The sequence below is a fragment of the Neolewinella sp. genome (genome assembly GCF_965214665.1).
Classification (GTDB): Bacteria; Bacteroidota; Bacteroidia; order Chitinophagales; family Saprospiraceae; genus Neolewinella.
Genome location: NZ_OZ243970.1, coordinates 4,093,388 through 4,109,681 on the forward strand (window position 1 = coordinate 4,093,388; position 16,294 = coordinate 4,109,681).

The window sequence follows — 16,294 nt, forward strand, 5'->3', positions numbered from 1 at the left end:
TAGTACGATTTTTATCGTAGTTGTTTCTTCCCGTACTTCCCGTTGACCTGATGTGACCCTGTTCCTGCGGCTACCCTCAGCAACTTTTACCCAACACTGCGTTCACTGTACTACTGAGTATGTGACCATCCCGACCTATGAGCAAGCAGCAACCACCCCACTCGTTGTCTACCAAACTACTCGACCAGCTTGGTGCCCTCCGGGGCGGCGCGCCGTATTATGTAGGCCAGCTCGGTAAGCGGCCGTTTAGGGTCGGCGTAAGGGGGCTCGGAACCCTGAGCTTTCCCCTAAACCAAATCCAGATTACGGCCCTGCTGGAACGGTCGGCTGTAGCCCCGTTCGGGAAAAACCGCCAGACGGTGGTGGACAAAACAGTGCGCGACACCCGCGAGATCGAGGCCCGTGAGCTGATCCTCAACGATGCGGAGTGGGTAGCGCAGCTAGGAGTTTTCCTGCGGGAAACGGCCGAAGAGATGGCCATCACGGAGGGTATCAAGGCCGTGCCGTACAAACTGCTGATCTACGCGCCTGGCGGCTTCTTTGCCGAGCACCAGGACTCGGAGAAGCTGCCCGGGATGTTCGGGACGCTACTGATCGGCTTGCCCAGCGCTCACGCGGGCGGCAGTATCGTGATCGATCCGGGGCAGGGGGAGCGCCTTACCGTGGACTTCGCCGAAAACGACGCGGCCGACTTTCCCGCCGTAGCCTTTCTGGCCGATCGGAAGCACGAGATCCTGCCCGTCACCGGGGGATACCGCGTCGTGCTGGTCTATAATCTGGTGCACGCCGGCCAGGTACCCGAGCAGGTAGACGTCGAGGCCGCTGCCCATGAATTAGCCGATACCCTGGGGGAAATCAAAATCAACGCCGAACCCCTCATCCTAGCCCTCGACCACCAGTACACCGATACGAACTTTGCGACTGGCCGGTTGAAGGGAAACGACCGGGTCCGCGTGGCGGCGCTACGTCGGGCGGCCCAGTTGGCGGGAGTGAACATCCGCGTAGGGCTGATCACGGAGAGCGTCTCGGCCGATTGGGTCAATGGCGATGAATACGGCCAGGGGTACTACGGCTACAGGTACGCTAGCTACGAACAGTCCGATGAGCGGGAACCGAAGGATTTTGCGGAGATTGAAGTCGGTGACGTGTTCGACGAGTCCCTCGTGATGACCGGCTGGCTTCCGGAGGACGGACCTGAACTGGGCAGCCTGCACATCGAGGAGTCCAGCGTAGTGGCCGGACCGGGCTACCGGCAGGACGAACCCATAGAATGGTCGACCGAGGGCTACCAGGGCAACTGGGGGATGACGGCAGACTATGTATACCAGTACGCGGGCGTCATCATTTGGCACCCCGCCAGCACGGCGCGCCTACTAGAGAAACTACCCGTGGAAGGCCGCATCGACTGGGCCTACGCCTACGGCCGGGAGCTGGAGGAGTCTCCCGGGGACAAACAACTCAGAGACAAGATCGAGTACCTGCTACGGGGCGTGCAGCAGCAACTCGATGGCACCTACAGGACCGTCACCGACATAGCTGCCATTACCCGCACCCTGGCCGTACTGTCCCGGCATGGTTCCGAGGAGCCCACCGTGCTCTTCGGGCGTTGGCAGCCCATTCTTCTGCGTTTATTTACCGATGTGCCCAGTGAGGAGTGGGGGAGATTGGTCGATGCCTTCGGCGCGCCTGCCATCGATCGCCTGCTGGGCAGCGTGGTCGATCAGCCAGCCAAGTGGCAGAGCAGTCCGGAAGAACAGCGGCTACGGGCACTCCTGACGGCTGCCGGCGAGTTAGCGCGGTCGGAGGTGCCCGCCCCCCGGGAGGTGGGGATACGGCAGTTGAACGCTATGCCGGATTACCTGCGGGCAACCTTTCCGAAGGGAGATGTGCCCTACGCCATCGTCGATGAACTTATCCGGATTGACGGAGACTTTGCGCTGGGGGAAAACTGGGTCAGCCGGATCGGCGACCAGCTGCTCCTCCAGATCGATAAGCCTACCTACCTACACGATTCCCTGGGCAAAGCACTTCGGGAGGCAAGGGCCGGGGGTTCCCTGTACACGTACCTGCACGCGGCGACCCTGGCCCATCTTCGGGAGTCAGTCCGTGAAAGCCCCCAACCCTACCCGGACCTAGCGCGCCCGCTGCCGGAGGGCATGGATAAACCGAGCGGGAGTTACTCTGAGGTCATGAAGTTTTTGGTGGACCCCGCAGCCAGCACCTTTCGCTACCAGGCACCCCAGGACCAAAGAACCAGACTGGAAAACTACCTGCGCGGGCGTCAGCTCGATGTGGACTTCAGCACCCTGCGCACCCGCCCCTCCCATACGCTACTGCTGACCAAGAACGACCAGTCTTACTACCGCGCCCTGCGTGAATACGAAAACAACCGGCAGTTACTGGAACAACTCACCACGCCGGCAACTCTTACCGGCAATCCCCTGAGAGACTTCATACACCAACTTCGTCAGGACGCGCTGCGGCGGGGCGTTGCCGAGGACCATGTTCTCCAGGCGTTGCGGCTATATCGCGACTATTTCCTGGACCGGGTGATCGGGCGGGAACCCATGGCCCAGGACATGCCGGAGCCAGTCGACGCCCTCCTCGACAACTGGGAGGATCGCCTTAGCGAACGCCACGATTCGGGAGTCGACGACCGGTACGTGCCCGATTCGTATCCGAGCTACGAGCATATGGCCTATGCGGCCTTTGCCGGGGTGGGCGGTGGAGAGGAGGAGTAGCACCTGCGACCCCGTCCGCTTGGGCTAGCAACCCATCCAACAGTCTGACCGGTTGAATATTCATGCAGCCCCTCACCGTCCCCGCCTACAATACGACCATCAACGTCTCACCGCCGCTCCTGGAGGACTTCGACGTGCGCAGTTTCGAGGACAATATGGACCGGGTACCCATGCGCATCCAACCCTTCCGCATTGGATTTTACCAGATTGCCATCCTGGAATCCGGCGGCGGGCGGGTGAACAGTGACGGCAGCGACTACGACCTGCGCAACTGCACGCTGTTCTTCAACCTGACCAGCCAGATCGTGTACTGGGATATTCAACCCGACTGGCGGGGCTACTACTGCTGTCTGCCGGAGACCTGCTATACCTCACCGCTGACCGGTTACCCTACCCTGGCTGATTTCCCCTTCTTTCGCCACCCCCACCCGGGTATTCATCTGAGGAGCCACGAGGCCTTGCACGTCGTGGAGACCCTGCGGCGCATGCACGATAAACACCAAGAAACGGACAACCCCCACCACCGGCTGCGGACTATGGCCGAAGTAAATGTGCTCCTTACCGACTGCCTACAAGCGTACGCACGGTACGTGGACGAAGCGGCGGTGGCAAGTAATGCTTCGCGCCTCAGCGACCGGTTCGTCGAATTGATCCGGCAGAACGTCAGCGAATTGGCGCTCGGCCTTACCCGCGTACAACTACGGGCCGGTACGGCGGCGGCAGCCCTCTTCGTCACGCCGGGTCACCTGGCGGAGCGCACGCGACAGGACCTCGGGCAGACGCCCTCGGCCTACATTCAGGGGCAGCTCATCGCCCAGGCGTGTAAGTTGCTGACCATTGGCGAGCAGGGGATTGGGGAGATCGCCGACCAACTGGGCTTCAACAGTATGGCCTACTTCGGGCGGGTGTTCGCTAAGCTGACGGGCAAAAGTCCGACCGGTTACCGCGATGGGTGCGGATAATCCCGCTTTTGTGAGAGTATATCCACGTTTTGTGCAAATCGGACGCGGGGTTAGGCTAGTTGTAGGAGTAATATCAACCCAGCGAACGCTATGAAATTTTCCTCCGCACTTTTCCTCTTGCTCTGCCTTACCTCCGTTCCGGTAGTCACCGGGGCGCAAAACGATCCAACTATGCTACCCATTAGTTCCGCCGGACCGGACGACGATGTCCGTGCCGTCACCGACATCATCGATAATCTTTTTACCGCCACCGACGCCCGCGACTGGGATCGGGTAACGGCACTCTTCGCCGACTCGGTACAAATGGACTACTCCGCCCTCGGGGCCAAGCCTGCTACCCAGTCCCCCGGGGAGACCGTGGATGGGTGGCGCACCCTGCTACCCGGCTTCGAGCGTACCGTGCACAACCCCCACAACCTGGCCGTATGGGTAGCCGGTGACCGGGCTACGGCTACCTACGATGCCCTGGCGACCCACTACCTGGACGGGCAGCAGTGGACGGTATTCGCCGGCTACGACTCGGAATTTATCCGGCAAGACGGCCAGTGGAAGATCGCCCGCACCCGGCTCAGCCTCTACGAGCAATCCGGTGATGCGTCTCTACCACAGCAGGCGATGGAGCGGGCTAGTAGTACGATGGATACCATAGCCTTCACTTCTCCCCACACGGATCGGGTCAGAGCCTTCTTCACTTACCTCGAAGCCGGTGATCTAGATGCTTTTCTCGCCACTTTTGCTTCCGACGGAAAGCAGCTCATGCCCCTGGCCCCGGAAGGCTTTCCGGAAACCCGCGAGGGGCACGAAGCCCTGCGGGAGCGATACACTCCAGTGGCAGACTTCGCTAGTCAGCAGTATACCGTTGCAGTAATCCCAACTGCGGATCCAAATACCGTACTGGCTAAGTACACCGGCCGCATCACCGTAAGTGAGGGCGAGGAGTACAACAACAGCTACGTCGGCATCTTCCAATTCAACGATGATGGGCTGATCGAAACCTTCACCGAGTTCTTCCTACCACCGGCATTCGACACATCACAAACCTACCCCGCCGTCGTAGTCACCGGTAGCTGGACCAGCGTCAAGGAGCAGATGCCGGACGAGTACGCCAGTCTGCTCGCCAAAGACGGCTTCATCACCCTCACCTTCGACTTCCGGGGCTTCGGCCAGAGTGAGGGCTCACCCCGGCAGTTCGAGGACGGCGAGCGCAAGATCACGGACATCCGCAACGCCGTCACCTGGCTCCTCACCCACGATAACGTCAACGGTGACCTGACCGGCCTGGGGGTCTGCGCCAGCTCCGGCTACATGGCCCACGCCGTGGCCCGCGACGACCGCTTCGACCGGCTGGCCCTGGTAGCGCCCTGGCTGCACAATCCGGCCATGACGGAGGAACTGTACGGCTCCCGTCCGGGCGGTCGGCAGGCGTTGCTCGATCTGGCCGAAGAGGCCCGGATCGCCTACGATCAAAATGGTACCGTGGTATACGACCAGGCCGTTAGCGAGCTAAATGAACTAGCCGCCATGTACGTACCGGACGGGGCCTTCCCGTACTACCTCAACCCGGCCGCCGGTGCCGGACCGGTCTACGAAAACCGTTGGGCGGTGATGAGCTGGGCACCCTGGCTGACCTTCGATGCCATCTCCGTAGCGGCTGACATCGACGTGCCCGTCCACATCGTGCACAGTGAGTCAGGGGCTGTCCCCCAGGGGGCTAAGGAGTTCATTGATATACTGCCCACCAGGCCCGAAGTCGTCTGGTTGAATGATTACAATCAGCTACAACTCTACTACATGCCGGAGGCGGTGGATGCGGCGATGGAGCGGACGAGTGCGTGGCTGCGGGAGCAGGCTCGGTAGGTGCGGGCGTCGACGCGAAGTCGATCTATACGCACCGCAAAACCGACAAGTCACTCAGTTTTCAGATCGACCTACTACTGGACCGTAACGATCAAACCATTAACCTATTAAAAGTCAAATTTCTGCGAGAGCTATTGGCTATCGACCGGGCCTTTTACGAAAAGCTACAACATTTTGCGCACTCACATAAGGGCCAAACGACAGGAGACATACCATGAGCGAGCGTAGCGTCATGGGGTAGCATACATTCAGAAGGAGAAGTCAAAAGCAACGGAGCGAGCACAGATGCTGGCACAAATCCATACACCTTCATTCACTCGATACGTCAACGCAGGCTAGGACGTCCGTGGTACGTCTATAACTAGTCTTATGGTGCGGGCGGGGCCGCAGGTGCAGTGCTCACCGCGTCCGCACCTCCTCCACCACCGGCAAGACTAACTCCTTCATCACCTCAAAACCCTGCTGAGTAGGATGCACGCCATCCGCGGCCAGCTCAGCGTCCATACCATTATCGGCATTACGCAAAGCAGCGTGGTAGTCGACAAAGGGAATACCTTTCTCGGCCGCTAATTCTTCCAACCGACGGTTGAGCAAGACGATCATGGCGGAGCGGTCACCCACCTCGGGCCGCCACCTAAAGCCCGTTGAGGGTACTACCGCCGCTAAAATGACCGCGATGTCGTTGGCCTGGGCCAGCTCCACCATGGAGCGAATGTTGCCGACGGTGAAGTCAGGGTCGTAGGGACCGGTATTCTCGGCCACGTCGTTGGTGCCGATGTGGATGACAACGGCGGTGGGCTGCAGGTCGATGACATCCTGGCGAAAGCGCAGTAGGAGTTGGGGGGAGGTTTGCCCGCTGATGCCCCGGCCGACGAAGTTGTTGTCGGCGAAAAAGGCGGAATCCTGCCGCACCCAGCCTTCCGTGATGGAGTTGCCCAGGAATACCACTCGCTGCTCGGTGGCCGTAGGGGTCGGCAGGGCTGCGTTGGCCTCCCGGTAGCGGGCGAGGTTGGCGAAGTCTTCCTGGGCGGTGATGGTGGTTAGGGTGAGGAGGAGTAGGAGGGTGAGCAGCTGGCGCATGAGGGTGGGGTTGGGAGCGGGTCTAAGATAGCGTTCACCGCCCGTACTACTAGCCCAGCACCTGCGGCCCCGGCCCCATCACTCCGTCCCCCGCACCTCCTCGGTGGCATCCAGCAAATCCTGCGTAGCCTTCTTCAACTCCGCCACATTACCCTCCGGCGACTCCGCCGTACCGTTGCCCTCCTCCGCGGCCGGCTTCTTTTTTCCCCCCCGCCGGCTGCGCCGCTTGCCGCCACCGGTCTCCTCCTCGTCCCCCTCCGCCAATTCGCGCGCGACGGCCTCCGCCTCGGCCGTATCCTCCGGACTGCTCTCCGTAGCCGGGGCCACCGGGAAGGGCTCCTTGCTGAAGGCGAGGGCGTCATCCCCCAGGTCGACGTAAATGGTGTCGCCAGCCAGGAACTTGCCGCTGATCAGGTCCTTGGAGAGCTCATCGCTCAGGTCCGCCTGTAGCACCCGCTTCATGGGCCGGGCCCCGAACTGCGGATCGTAGCCCCGCTCGGCCAGCCAGTCCAGGGCGCGGTCGCTGATTTTCATGACCATGCCCTGGCGGGCGAGCATTTTTTCGGTACGGCGCAGGAGGAGGCGGGCGATCTGCTTGATCTCCTTTCGATCCAGCGGCAGGAACATGATGCGCTCGTCGATGCGGTTGAGAAACTCGGGGCGCAGGTTGTCCTTCAGGGTCTCGAAGACCTCCTCGCGGGTGGTATTGATGATGTCCTGGCGGTGTTTCTCGTCCAGGTTAGCCAGGTCCTCGAAGTTTTCGAGAATGGTGTCGGACCCCATGTTGGAGGTCATGATGATGAGGGTATTTTTGAAGTTGGCCACGCGCCCGCGGTTATCGGTGAGGCGACCGTCGTCGAGCACCTGGAGGAGGATGTTGAAGGTGTCGGGGTGGGCCTTTTCGATCTCGTCGAGCAGCACGATGGAGTAGGGGCGCTGCCGCACGGCCTCGGTGAGCTGTCCGCCCTCGTCGTAGCCTACGTAGCCCGGAGGAGCCCCCACAAGCCTACTCACGGTATGCCGCTCCTGGTACTCGCTCATATCGATGCGGGTGATGGCCCGCTCGTCGTTAAAGAGCACCTCGGCCAGGGCCTTGGCCAGCTCGGTCTTACCCACCCCGGTGGGACCTAGGAAGATAAAGCTACCGATGGGCCGGTTCTCGTCCTGTAGTCCGGCGCGGCTGCGGCGCACGGCATCGCTGACGGCACGCACGGCCTCCTCCTGTCCGATCAGCCGCTTGTGCAGCTCCTGCTCCATGACCAGCAGCTTATCGCGGTCGCTCTGCAGCATGCGCTGCACGGGAATGCCTGTCGAGCGGGCTACGACCTCGGCGATGTCATTAGCGGTGACCTCCTCATTGGTGAAGCGCTTCTCGTCGGGCAGGTTCTCGAGTTCCTTATCGGCGGCGGCGAGTTGCTTTTTGAGGTCCTGCAGTTGGCCGTAGCGGATCTTGGCGACGGTTTCGAAGTCGCTGTTACGCTCGGCCTTGGCGGCCTCGTGCTCGAGCTCCTCGATGGTTTTTTTGATGTTCTGGCTGTTGTCGACCAGCTCTTTTTCGTTGCGCCAGCGGGCGCGGAGGCTGTCGCGTTTCTCGCGGGCGTTGGCGATCTGCTCCTCGATGATCTTGAGCTTGGGCTCGCTGCCCTCCCGCTTGATGGCCTCGCGCTCGATTTCGAGCTGGCGCACGCGGCGGTCCCCCTCGTCGATCTCCTCGGGTACGCTGTCGAGCTCCAGGCGCAGGCGGCTGGCGGCCTCGTCCATGAGGTCGATGGCCTTGTCGGGCAGGAAGCGGTCGGAGATGTAGCGGTTGCTGAGCTCGGCGGCGGCCACCAGTGCCTCGTCGAGGATCTCGATCTTGTGGTACACCTCGTAGCGCTCCTGTAGGCCCCGCAGAATACTTACGGTGTCCTCTACGCTGGGCTCCTCGATGCGCACGGTCTGGAAGCGACGGACGAGCGCCTTATCCTTTTCGAAGTACTTCTGGTACTCGTCCAGGGTGGTAGCGCCGATGGTGCGTAGGTCGCCACGGGCCAGGGCGGGTTTGAGGATGTTGGCGGCGTCCATGGCCCCGTTGCCGCCACCGGCCCCAATGAGCGTGTGGATCTCGTCGACGAACAGGATAAAGTTACCGTTGCTGGAGGTGACCTCCTTGATCACCCCCTTTAGGCGCTCCTCAAAGTCGCCCTTATACTTAGCACCGGCCAGCATACCGGCGATGTCGAGTACGAAGATCTTCTTCTCCTTGAGACTTTCCGGCACGTCCCCCTTGACGATGCGCCAGGCGATGCCCTCCACGATGGCGGTCTTGCCCACGCCGGGCTCGCCGATCAGTAGGGGGTTATTTTTTTTGCGGCGGCTCAGGATCTGCAGCAGGCGGCGGATCTCTTCGTCGCGGCCTACGATGGGATCGAGCTTCCCGTTCTCCGCCCGTTCGTTCAGATTGACGGTGTACTTCTCCAGCAGGTTATAGGTGTCGTCGCCGGAGGGTTCCTCCACGCTACGGCCCTTGCGTAGCTCCTGGATGGCGGTGCGGATCCCGTCATTGGTAGCTCCCAACTCCTTCAGAATGCGGGCCCCCTTATCACTTGCCCCCTGAATGATCCCCAGCATCATCAGCTCGATGGAGATGTACTGGTCGCCGAAGTCGACGAGCATCTTCTTGGCCCGGCTCAGCGCCCGGTTGGCATCGCCGGTGAGGTACTGCTTGGAGGTGCCCTTCACGCGGGGGTAGTCGCTCAGCACCTGCTTGAGCTCACGGCGCACGTCGGCGATCCCCACCCCCACTTTTTTGAGGATGAAGTCGGCCACGCTCTCGTCTACCGTCATAATCCCTGCCAGCAAATGGGGCGTATCCACCTGCTGCTGGTCCATTTCCTTGGCGATCTTCTGCGCCTGAATGATGGCCTCCTGGGCCTTGGTCGTAAAATTCTCGTAGGTCATATGCGCTCGTATCGCTTAGTCAAACCGTAATTTAAAGTATACCCGCACCGGCCCGGATTGATCCGATACCTCCCAAGCAGAAGATTCGACCAACGTCGTACCCACATAGTCCATTGTGGCCCGATCGGGCTGGCCCCGAAAGCGAAAATCGGTCAACGTCCCGTCGGGCTGCACCAGGAAGCTCACGCGCACCTTACCCGCAGGCACCCCTTCCGGTCGACCGGCCTCGATGCGTTCGCGCAGTTGGCGGTATCCTTCTACGGGTAGCGCCCGGCTTTGTTGCTTTATGAGGGGCTCCATATTGATCTCGGCCCGCGCCGCGTTTTCCGCAAATGCATCGGCCCGCGCCCGGGAGACCAGCGGCGTCAGCCCGATCTGCAGTTGCTCGTTCACCCCGAAAAGGTCCACGGTTTCCTCTTCGTAGCCGACGGCGCGTACGGTTATCTCGTTCAGCGTCCGATCCTGCGGTAGTCGGAAAACGCCGTTGCTGTCCGTCCGTTCACCCAGGGCCTGGCCTAGCCGTAGCACCTCGGCTCCTACGATGGGGTTACCCTCCTCGTCGGTCACCTCACCGGTCAGCGGTGGGGGCGGGGCGGGCAAACTGCGAGTTTCAGTAGCCGCCCGCGGGGTAGGTGCTGCCAGGGGTGCAACTTCACGGGCGGGGGTGGTCGCATCAGCTAGCTCCGCAGGTGTTTCCGCGCTTACCTCTTCTTCTGCTACCTCCTCTGCGCGCGCGGCAGTGGTTTGGGGCGCCGGGGCCGGCTCAATTTCTTCCCTAATTGCTACTTCCGGTTTGGCCGCTGCGACATCGGCTTCCGCCACAACCTCTTCCGGGGGCGGGGCCGCGGGTGCAGCGTCAGTGGGGAGGGGCGAAGGGGGCGCTGCCGGCACCGGAGCCCGTCGTTCGAGGGCAATTTCGGCCTCGTTCTCCGCTCCGAAATATTGCGGCAGCAGCCACACGGACAGGCCCAGTACCATCGCCACGCTGGCCGCAATGGCGTAAGTGGTGTAGCGGGGCCGCCTGCGCGGTACGGCCTTTAGTCCCGGTTGTACCCGGGCCATCATCCTGGCAATGTGCGCCTGGTGATCGGCTTCGGGGGCAGTCTGTAGCCCGACGAGTGCCTCCCGGAGTTCCGGTTCACTTTGCGCACGCCGCTCCAGTTCCGCCTCTTCCGGCGCGGTGATCGCCCCGCTGATCCAGCGGCGCAGGAGGTTTTCGCTTTGGTGGTCCTTAGTTGACACGGGGGGAGTCGGTTTCGGGGGCGTCGGCGGCCTGGGCCTCCAGGCACCGCTTCAAGTTACGCCGGCCGTTCTGTAGGTGAGAACGCACCTGCCCCACACTTAGATTTAGGTTGGCCGCGATGCTCTGGTAGCTGTGCCCTTCCCGCAGGTAAAATAGGTGGATGCAGCGGCGTTGTGCGTCCCCGAGTTGCTTCATGCAGCGGTGCAGTGGGCGGGTATCTTCATTGGTTGCTTTATCCGTTGGATGCTGGAGCTCGGCTAATTGCATAAGTCCGTCGTCGGTCCCGGTGTGCGCCAGCGGGTCGCGCTGTTCCCGGCGCAGCTGCATCAGGCAGTGGTTGCGCACCAGGGTCTGGAGCCAGGAGCCGAAATTGCTTACCTCGTAATTCGGCAGTTTAGCCAGTAGGATCGGGAATACCTCCGCACCTGCGTCCTCCGCCCGCTGTGGCGTATCCAGGTAGCGCAGGCACCAGCCGTAGATGCGTGCGGCGTAGCGCTGGTAGAGGGGCAGCAGCTCCTGGGGGGTAGGGGAGCGGCGGAAGCGGTCGATGAGTTCGGCATCCGACATCCCGCAAAGTACAATGCTGCCTAGTACAATGCTGCCTCCGGCAGCGCCAGTAAAATGCAGCCTCCGGCTGCGCTGGCTGTTACTGCTAAATTTAAAACTATTTGTATGTTTACATCAAGTAAACCACAAATAGTGAGAACTCAATATATCACCCACACTCCCATCCACCTCACCTACCGCCTCTACGGCAGCATCCCGAACCTACCCCTCCGAAAACTACACAGCAGCTTACGCTACAAAAAGCTACGTCTCAGACAACAGCTCGATCAGGCACGACAAAGCAGAGACCGTGACGAGATAGACCTATACCGAAGTGCGCTTACTTATACGGAGATCGACCACTATCTCCAGTACGATAATCTCCTTGACCGTCCCGTAGGGGGACCGACCTACCTCGCGGATGAGCGCGCCAAGCGCATTGTCACAGCCTCCTGGCACCACATAGCCCGTCAGCGTGGACTGCGCATCTATGCGATCAGCGTCATGAGTAATCATGTACACGTTCTGCTGGAAACGGTCGATGAAGAAACTGAGGTGAATCTGCCCCAAACCCTAGAGGACCACAAGAAGTACACAGCTACTCAGTTGAATAAACTTCACGGCACGAAGGGTCGCCGCGTGTGGGCGGAGAAGGAGTACTGTCGGGAAGTACGGCGGGGTACGTTTGAGCAGGTGCTATGGTATGTGCTCAATAATCCGGTGAAGGCCGGGCTGACGAACGAGCCGCTGAACTGGGGAGGGAATTGGTGGAATAAGGAGGTGTACGCGAGTTTCATAGCTACTCGGGTAGCTTAAGCGCAGCCGGAGGCTGCATTTTGCTGGCGCCCCGATAGCTATCGGGGGAGACCGCCTTGTACTGGGCAAACAATTCCGGAGACAGCCGGTACTACCACCATGAACGAACATACCTACGTAGCCATAATGGCCGGTGGCGTCGGCTCCCGCTTCTGGCCCGCGAGCCGGGAAGATAAACCCAAGCAATTCCTAGATATCGCCGGCGATGGCCGCAGCCTGCTGCGCATGACTTTCGACCGCTTCCTGAAGCTCACCTCGGCCGACAAGATCTTCATCGTCACTAACGGCAGGTACCGCCAGCTCGTCAAAGACCACCTGCCCGAGGTCACCGACCAGCAGATCCTCTGCGAGCCCAGTCGCAATAACACCGCCCCTTCGGTCGCCTACACCGCCTTTAAGCTCCACGGCATCGACCCCGAGGCCAATTTCGTGATCGCCCCCAGCGACGCGCTAATCGTCAACGATACCCTCTTCACCGCCAACATCAACAAGGCCCTGCGCTTTACGGCTGAGAACGACGCCCTGCTCACCCTGGGCATCTCCCCCGACGCCCCCCATACCGGCTACGGCTACATCCAGTTCCTCGACGAGCAGACGAACACCGACGACGTCTACCGCGTCAAGCGCTTTACCGAGAAGCCCGACCTGCCCACCGCCAAGAGCTTCCTTAAGTCCGGCGACTATCTCTGGAACGCCGGTATATTCATCTGGCGCGCCAGGACCATCCTTGACGCCTACGAGCAGCACGCCCCCGAAATCTACGCCCTCCTCAGCCAGGGCCTGGACCGCTACAACACCGACCAGGAACAGGCCTTCATCGACGAGTTCTACCCCCAGACGCCCAGCATCTCCGTAGACTACGCCATCATGGAAAACGCCGACAATATCTACACCATCCCCGCCCAGTTCGGCTGGTCGGACCTCGGGGCCTGGGGCGCGCTGTACCACGAAAGCAATAAGGACAAGGATGGCAACGTGCTCACCGGCCGCGTGGTGCTGGAAGACACCCACAACAGCTTCATCCGCGGCCCTAAGGACAAGCTCGTCGTGGTCGGTGGCGTCGATGATCTACTCGTCATCGATGAGGGCGACGTGCTTCTCGTCTACCCCCGCAACCGCGAGCAGGAGATCAAGGCGCTGCGGGCGCGGGTGGAGGAGTTGCATGGGGAGGGGTACGTGTAGATTCACCACGGAGTCCCCTGGAGGGGCCACACGGAGGGCTTCACAAAGGTTCCACAGAGCGTACCGTGACTGACTCAGTGAAACCTCTGTGAAGCCCTCTGCGTAAGGGCGTTAGCCCAATCTGTGGTGAAGTCGAACTACCCATACCGCTCAGCAAACTGCCCACTGTAGGCCGACTGCCCCACTGTAGGCCGAAACCAAAACGCTCCCAGCATCAGCACCACCAGCCCCAGCGGCTCGAAGTTGTAGGTCAGTAGCGCGATCATCGTAAGTAAAAAGGTGGCACTGGTAATGATGGCCAGCCGGATGTACACCGTAGCCCGGTAGCTACTCGCCGCCCGCTCCCGGATGCCCCGCTGCTTCGCCACCGTGCGCGCCCGGAACTGATCGATGAACCAGGCACCGCCCACCATGCAGAGTGCATAACCACCCACCACGAAGATGTCCGTTCCCGCATCCATGAAGTAGCGCACCGGCCGGCCCCGGATCAGAAACCAGACCACGACGGCGAAGAGTAGCTGCGCCATGAGCACCGCGTAAAATGCCGTCTGCAGTTGCTGGAACCAGCGGTTATTCGATGCCATGCATCATCTTTTTCATCCAGCCGGAGATAGCCACAAAGATTAGCCCCGCCGCGATGGGCACCGCGGCGAAGATGCCGAAGAAACCACTCAGCCCGATCTGCTCGGCGATGGGATCGATATAGGAACCCGTCAGGCCGGCGGCGAAGTTGGCGATAAAGTTGGCCACGAAGAATACACCGAACATGAGGCCGACCAGCCGTACCGGAGCCAACTTAGAAACGTAGCTCAGTCCCACCGGCGAGATACAGAGCTCGCCGAGGGTGTGAAAGAGGTAGGCCGCGATGAGCCAGAACATGCTCACGCTAGCCGTCTTTGCCCCATCGGGGATGCTCAGCGAGCCGACCGCCAGGATGGCAAAGCCGATCCCGAGCAGCATCAAGCCCAGCGCGAATTTGACCGGACCACGCCGCAGGAAGGAGATCTTGCGTTCCCAGAGACTGGCAAAGGCCGGCGCAAAGCAGATGATAAACAGGCTATTAAAAATCTGGAACCAACCGGCGGGTACCTCCGGGGCTTCCTCCGTGAACTGCTCGTAGAGCATATTACCGATCAGCATCCAGATGATCACGAAGGCCAGGGCCAGTACCACATTGGATAGGGTATAGGTGCGGAAGGTGATGCCAAAAAGCTTCAGCAGCACGTAGGTGAGTACCACCACCGGGATGACCGTGATGAGGGTATTCGCCACCCGGAAGATACTCGCCCCATCGCCGGTCAGGGTACGTGCCGTGTAGTCCCGCGCAAAGATGGTCATCGACCCCCCGGCCTGCTCGAAGGCCCACCAGAAGAAAATGATGAAGAAGCTAAATACGATGATCGACCACACCCGGTCCAGCTCCACCTTCTTCAGCGATTTATCACTCACGATCCAGCCTACGAAGGCAATCACCGAGCCCAGAATGATCGGCGGCATAAACTCCTTGCTAAAGGTCTGTAGCGCGTTGGGTTTGGCCTCGGTAAAGGTCGACAGTAGGTAATAGACCACCGCGGTGATCGCCAGCCCGATGAGCCCCCAGGTCACCGCCCGCTTGCCGTCGTCATCTCCACCCACCGAGGGCGTAAAGTCTTTCGCCCGCTCCGCCCGACTATCCAGCGTCTGCATGGAAGCATCCACCGTAAAGCCCTCGGGCTCCACGGCCTCGGTCACGGACGTTTTAGCCCGGTTGCGCTCGTCAGTCTCCCGCGGCGATAGGCCGATGTCTCCGAAGATGTCCTGCGCGTACCAGAACTGCACCAGCCCGATGAACATGAACACGCCCGCCAGCCCGAAGCCGTAGCCATACCCATAATTCGGGTTCTCTCCGTAGTAGCTACACAACAGGATACCCAGAAAGGCCCCCGCATTGATACCCATGTAAAAAATGGTATAGGCACCGTCCTTCCGTTCCGTATCCCTCTCGTACAGCTGTCCGACAATAGAGGATATGTTCGGCTTAAACAGCCCGTTGCCCACGATCAGCAGACCCAAGCCCGTGTAGAACAGCCCCGAGGTCTCAAACGCCATCGCCGCATGCCCCAACGTCATGATGAAAGCCCCCAGCACCACCGCCTTCCGGTACCCCAATAGCCGGTCGGCAATGATCCCCCCGATCATAGGCGTGAAGTACACCAGACCCGTATAGATACCATAAAGCGCCAGTGCATCCGCCCGGTCCCACGGCTCGTCGCCAAAGGCCACGTCCACCAGGAACACCACCAACAACACCCGCATCCCATAATAGCTGAACCGCTCCCACATCTCCGTAAAGAAGAGCACAAATAGCCCCGGCCGGTGCCCAAAAATACTCCCCCCATCCTCCGGGTGCCTTACTGTAGTTGCGTCCATATGAGTGTATATCCTATGTTTTATGCCACCGACCGGCGCTAGCCGCTCCGACTCTGTTTACCTTTTATCACACCGCCCTCCGTGAAACCTCAGTGAAGTCCTCTGTGACCTCCGTGGTGAACCCTCGGAAGCGCAGCGACGAGCCCCAAGAAACAAAATTACTTCCGACCCCCCCGCATAGCCACCCGAATAGCCGCCCCCACCAAGCCCCCCAGCCCCGCCGTCACCCCACCCCACAGGGCCGTCACCACCACTAGCACCCAGCCGGTCGTCACCCCGAAGGTCACCGCCAGCCGGTCCCCCAGCCGCCCCTCCGAGGCGACGTGCAGGTAGCCCGCATACGCCCCCCACACCATGGCCGCCCCCAGAAAGGCAAACCAGAAGCCACCCCGCCGCCATACCGGTAGCAAAAACGCCAGCGCCAAGGCCCCCACCGCCGGAGCGTACCAGCTCGCCCCCGTAACCAGACACAGCACGCACACCCCCATCACCCCCAGCAGTAAAATCAGTCGGTACAT

At 60.9% G+C, this 16,294-nt stretch carries 12 protein-coding genes; 5 read left to right on the forward strand and 7 right to left on the reverse strand.

The genetic code is table 11. The features are described 5' to 3' along the window. Positions 1–164: 164 nt before the first annotated feature. The 3 genes from ACOOHD_RS17515 to ACOOHD_RS17525 all read left to right on the forward strand — a co-directional run bounded on the left by ACOOHD_RS17515 (position 165) and on the right by ACOOHD_RS17525 (position 5,560). Positions 165–2,741, forward strand: a complete 2,577-nt coding sequence (locus ACOOHD_RS17515; RefSeq protein ID WP_420459171.1) for a 2OG-Fe(II) oxygenase — start codon at positions 165–167, stop codon at positions 2,739–2,741. A gap of 62 nt (positions 2,742–2,803) precedes the next feature. Beyond that, on the forward strand, positions 2,804–3,703 hold the full coding sequence (locus ACOOHD_RS17520; protein ID WP_420459172.1) for a helix-turn-helix domain-containing protein: 900 nt from the start codon (positions 2,804–2,806) through the stop codon (positions 3,701–3,703). A 90-nt stretch (positions 3,704–3,793) separates the two neighbouring features. Beyond that, complete coding sequence (locus tag ACOOHD_RS17525) at positions 3,794–5,560, forward strand: nuclear transport factor 2 family protein (RefSeq protein ID WP_420459173.1); 1,767 nt, start codon at positions 3,794–3,796, stop codon at positions 5,558–5,560. Between the two features lie 399 nt (positions 5,561–5,959). Here ACOOHD_RS17525 and ACOOHD_RS17530 read toward each other — a convergent pair whose 3' ends face one another. The 4 genes from ACOOHD_RS17530 to ACOOHD_RS17545 all read right to left on the reverse strand — a co-directional run bounded on the left by ACOOHD_RS17530 (position 5,960) and on the right by ACOOHD_RS17545 (position 11,390). Next, positions 5,960–6,640, reverse strand: coding sequence for a GDSL-type esterase/lipase family protein (locus ACOOHD_RS17530; RefSeq protein ID WP_420459174.1), 681 nt, complete (start codon positions 6,638–6,640; stop codon positions 5,960–5,962). A gap of 78 nt (positions 6,641–6,718) precedes the next feature. Next, the gene (locus tag ACOOHD_RS17535; RefSeq protein WP_420459175.1) at positions 6,719–9,580 is read right to left on the reverse strand and encodes an ATP-dependent Clp protease ATP-binding subunit; all 2,862 of its coding nucleotides are present in this window, start codon (positions 9,578–9,580) and stop codon (positions 6,719–6,721) included. A 15-nt stretch (positions 9,581–9,595) separates the two neighbouring features. Continuing rightward, positions 9,596–10,822 (reverse strand): carboxypeptidase regulatory-like domain-containing protein, encoded by a 1,227-nt coding sequence (locus ACOOHD_RS17540; protein WP_420459176.1) that lies wholly within the window; start codon positions 10,820–10,822, stop codon positions 9,596–9,598. Then, entirely contained in the window at positions 10,812–11,390 is a 579-nt protein-coding gene (locus ACOOHD_RS17545; protein WP_420459177.1) for an RNA polymerase sigma factor, read from the reverse strand. Before ACOOHD_RS17545 ends, ACOOHD_RS17540 begins: the two co-directional genes overlap by 11 nt. 132 nt (positions 11,391–11,522) lie before the next feature. On the opposite strand from ACOOHD_RS17545, the gene ACOOHD_RS17550 reads away from it, so the two are divergent. Both ACOOHD_RS17550 and ACOOHD_RS17555 read left to right on the forward strand, forming a co-directional pair. Then, complete coding sequence (locus ACOOHD_RS17550) at positions 11,523–12,185, forward strand: transposase (RefSeq protein ID WP_420459178.1); 663 nt, start codon at positions 11,523–11,525, stop codon at positions 12,183–12,185. Positions 12,186–12,284: 99 nt separating this feature from the next. Beyond that, positions 12,285–13,367, forward strand: coding sequence for a mannose-1-phosphate guanylyltransferase (locus tag ACOOHD_RS17555; RefSeq protein ID WP_420459179.1), 1,083 nt, complete (start codon positions 12,285–12,287; stop codon positions 13,365–13,367). A 137-nt stretch (positions 13,368–13,504) separates the two neighbouring features. On the opposite strand, the gene ACOOHD_RS17560 is transcribed toward ACOOHD_RS17555, so the two are convergent. From ACOOHD_RS17560 to ACOOHD_RS17570, 3 genes are all read right to left on the reverse strand, one after another. Then, positions 13,505–13,951 carry a hypothetical protein gene (locus tag ACOOHD_RS17560; RefSeq protein ID WP_420459180.1) on the reverse strand — a complete coding sequence of 149 codons (447 nt, stop codon included), beginning with the start codon at positions 13,949–13,951 and terminating at the stop codon, positions 13,505–13,507. Further along, complete coding sequence (locus tag ACOOHD_RS17565) at positions 13,938–15,776, reverse strand: peptide MFS transporter (RefSeq protein WP_420459181.1); 1,839 nt, start codon at positions 15,774–15,776, stop codon at positions 13,938–13,940. Before ACOOHD_RS17565 ends, ACOOHD_RS17560 begins: the two co-directional genes overlap by 14 nt. 158 nt (positions 15,777–15,934) lie before the next feature. Then, positions 15,935–16,294, reverse strand: coding sequence for a hypothetical protein (locus ACOOHD_RS17570; protein ID WP_420459182.1), 360 nt, complete (start codon positions 16,292–16,294; stop codon positions 15,935–15,937).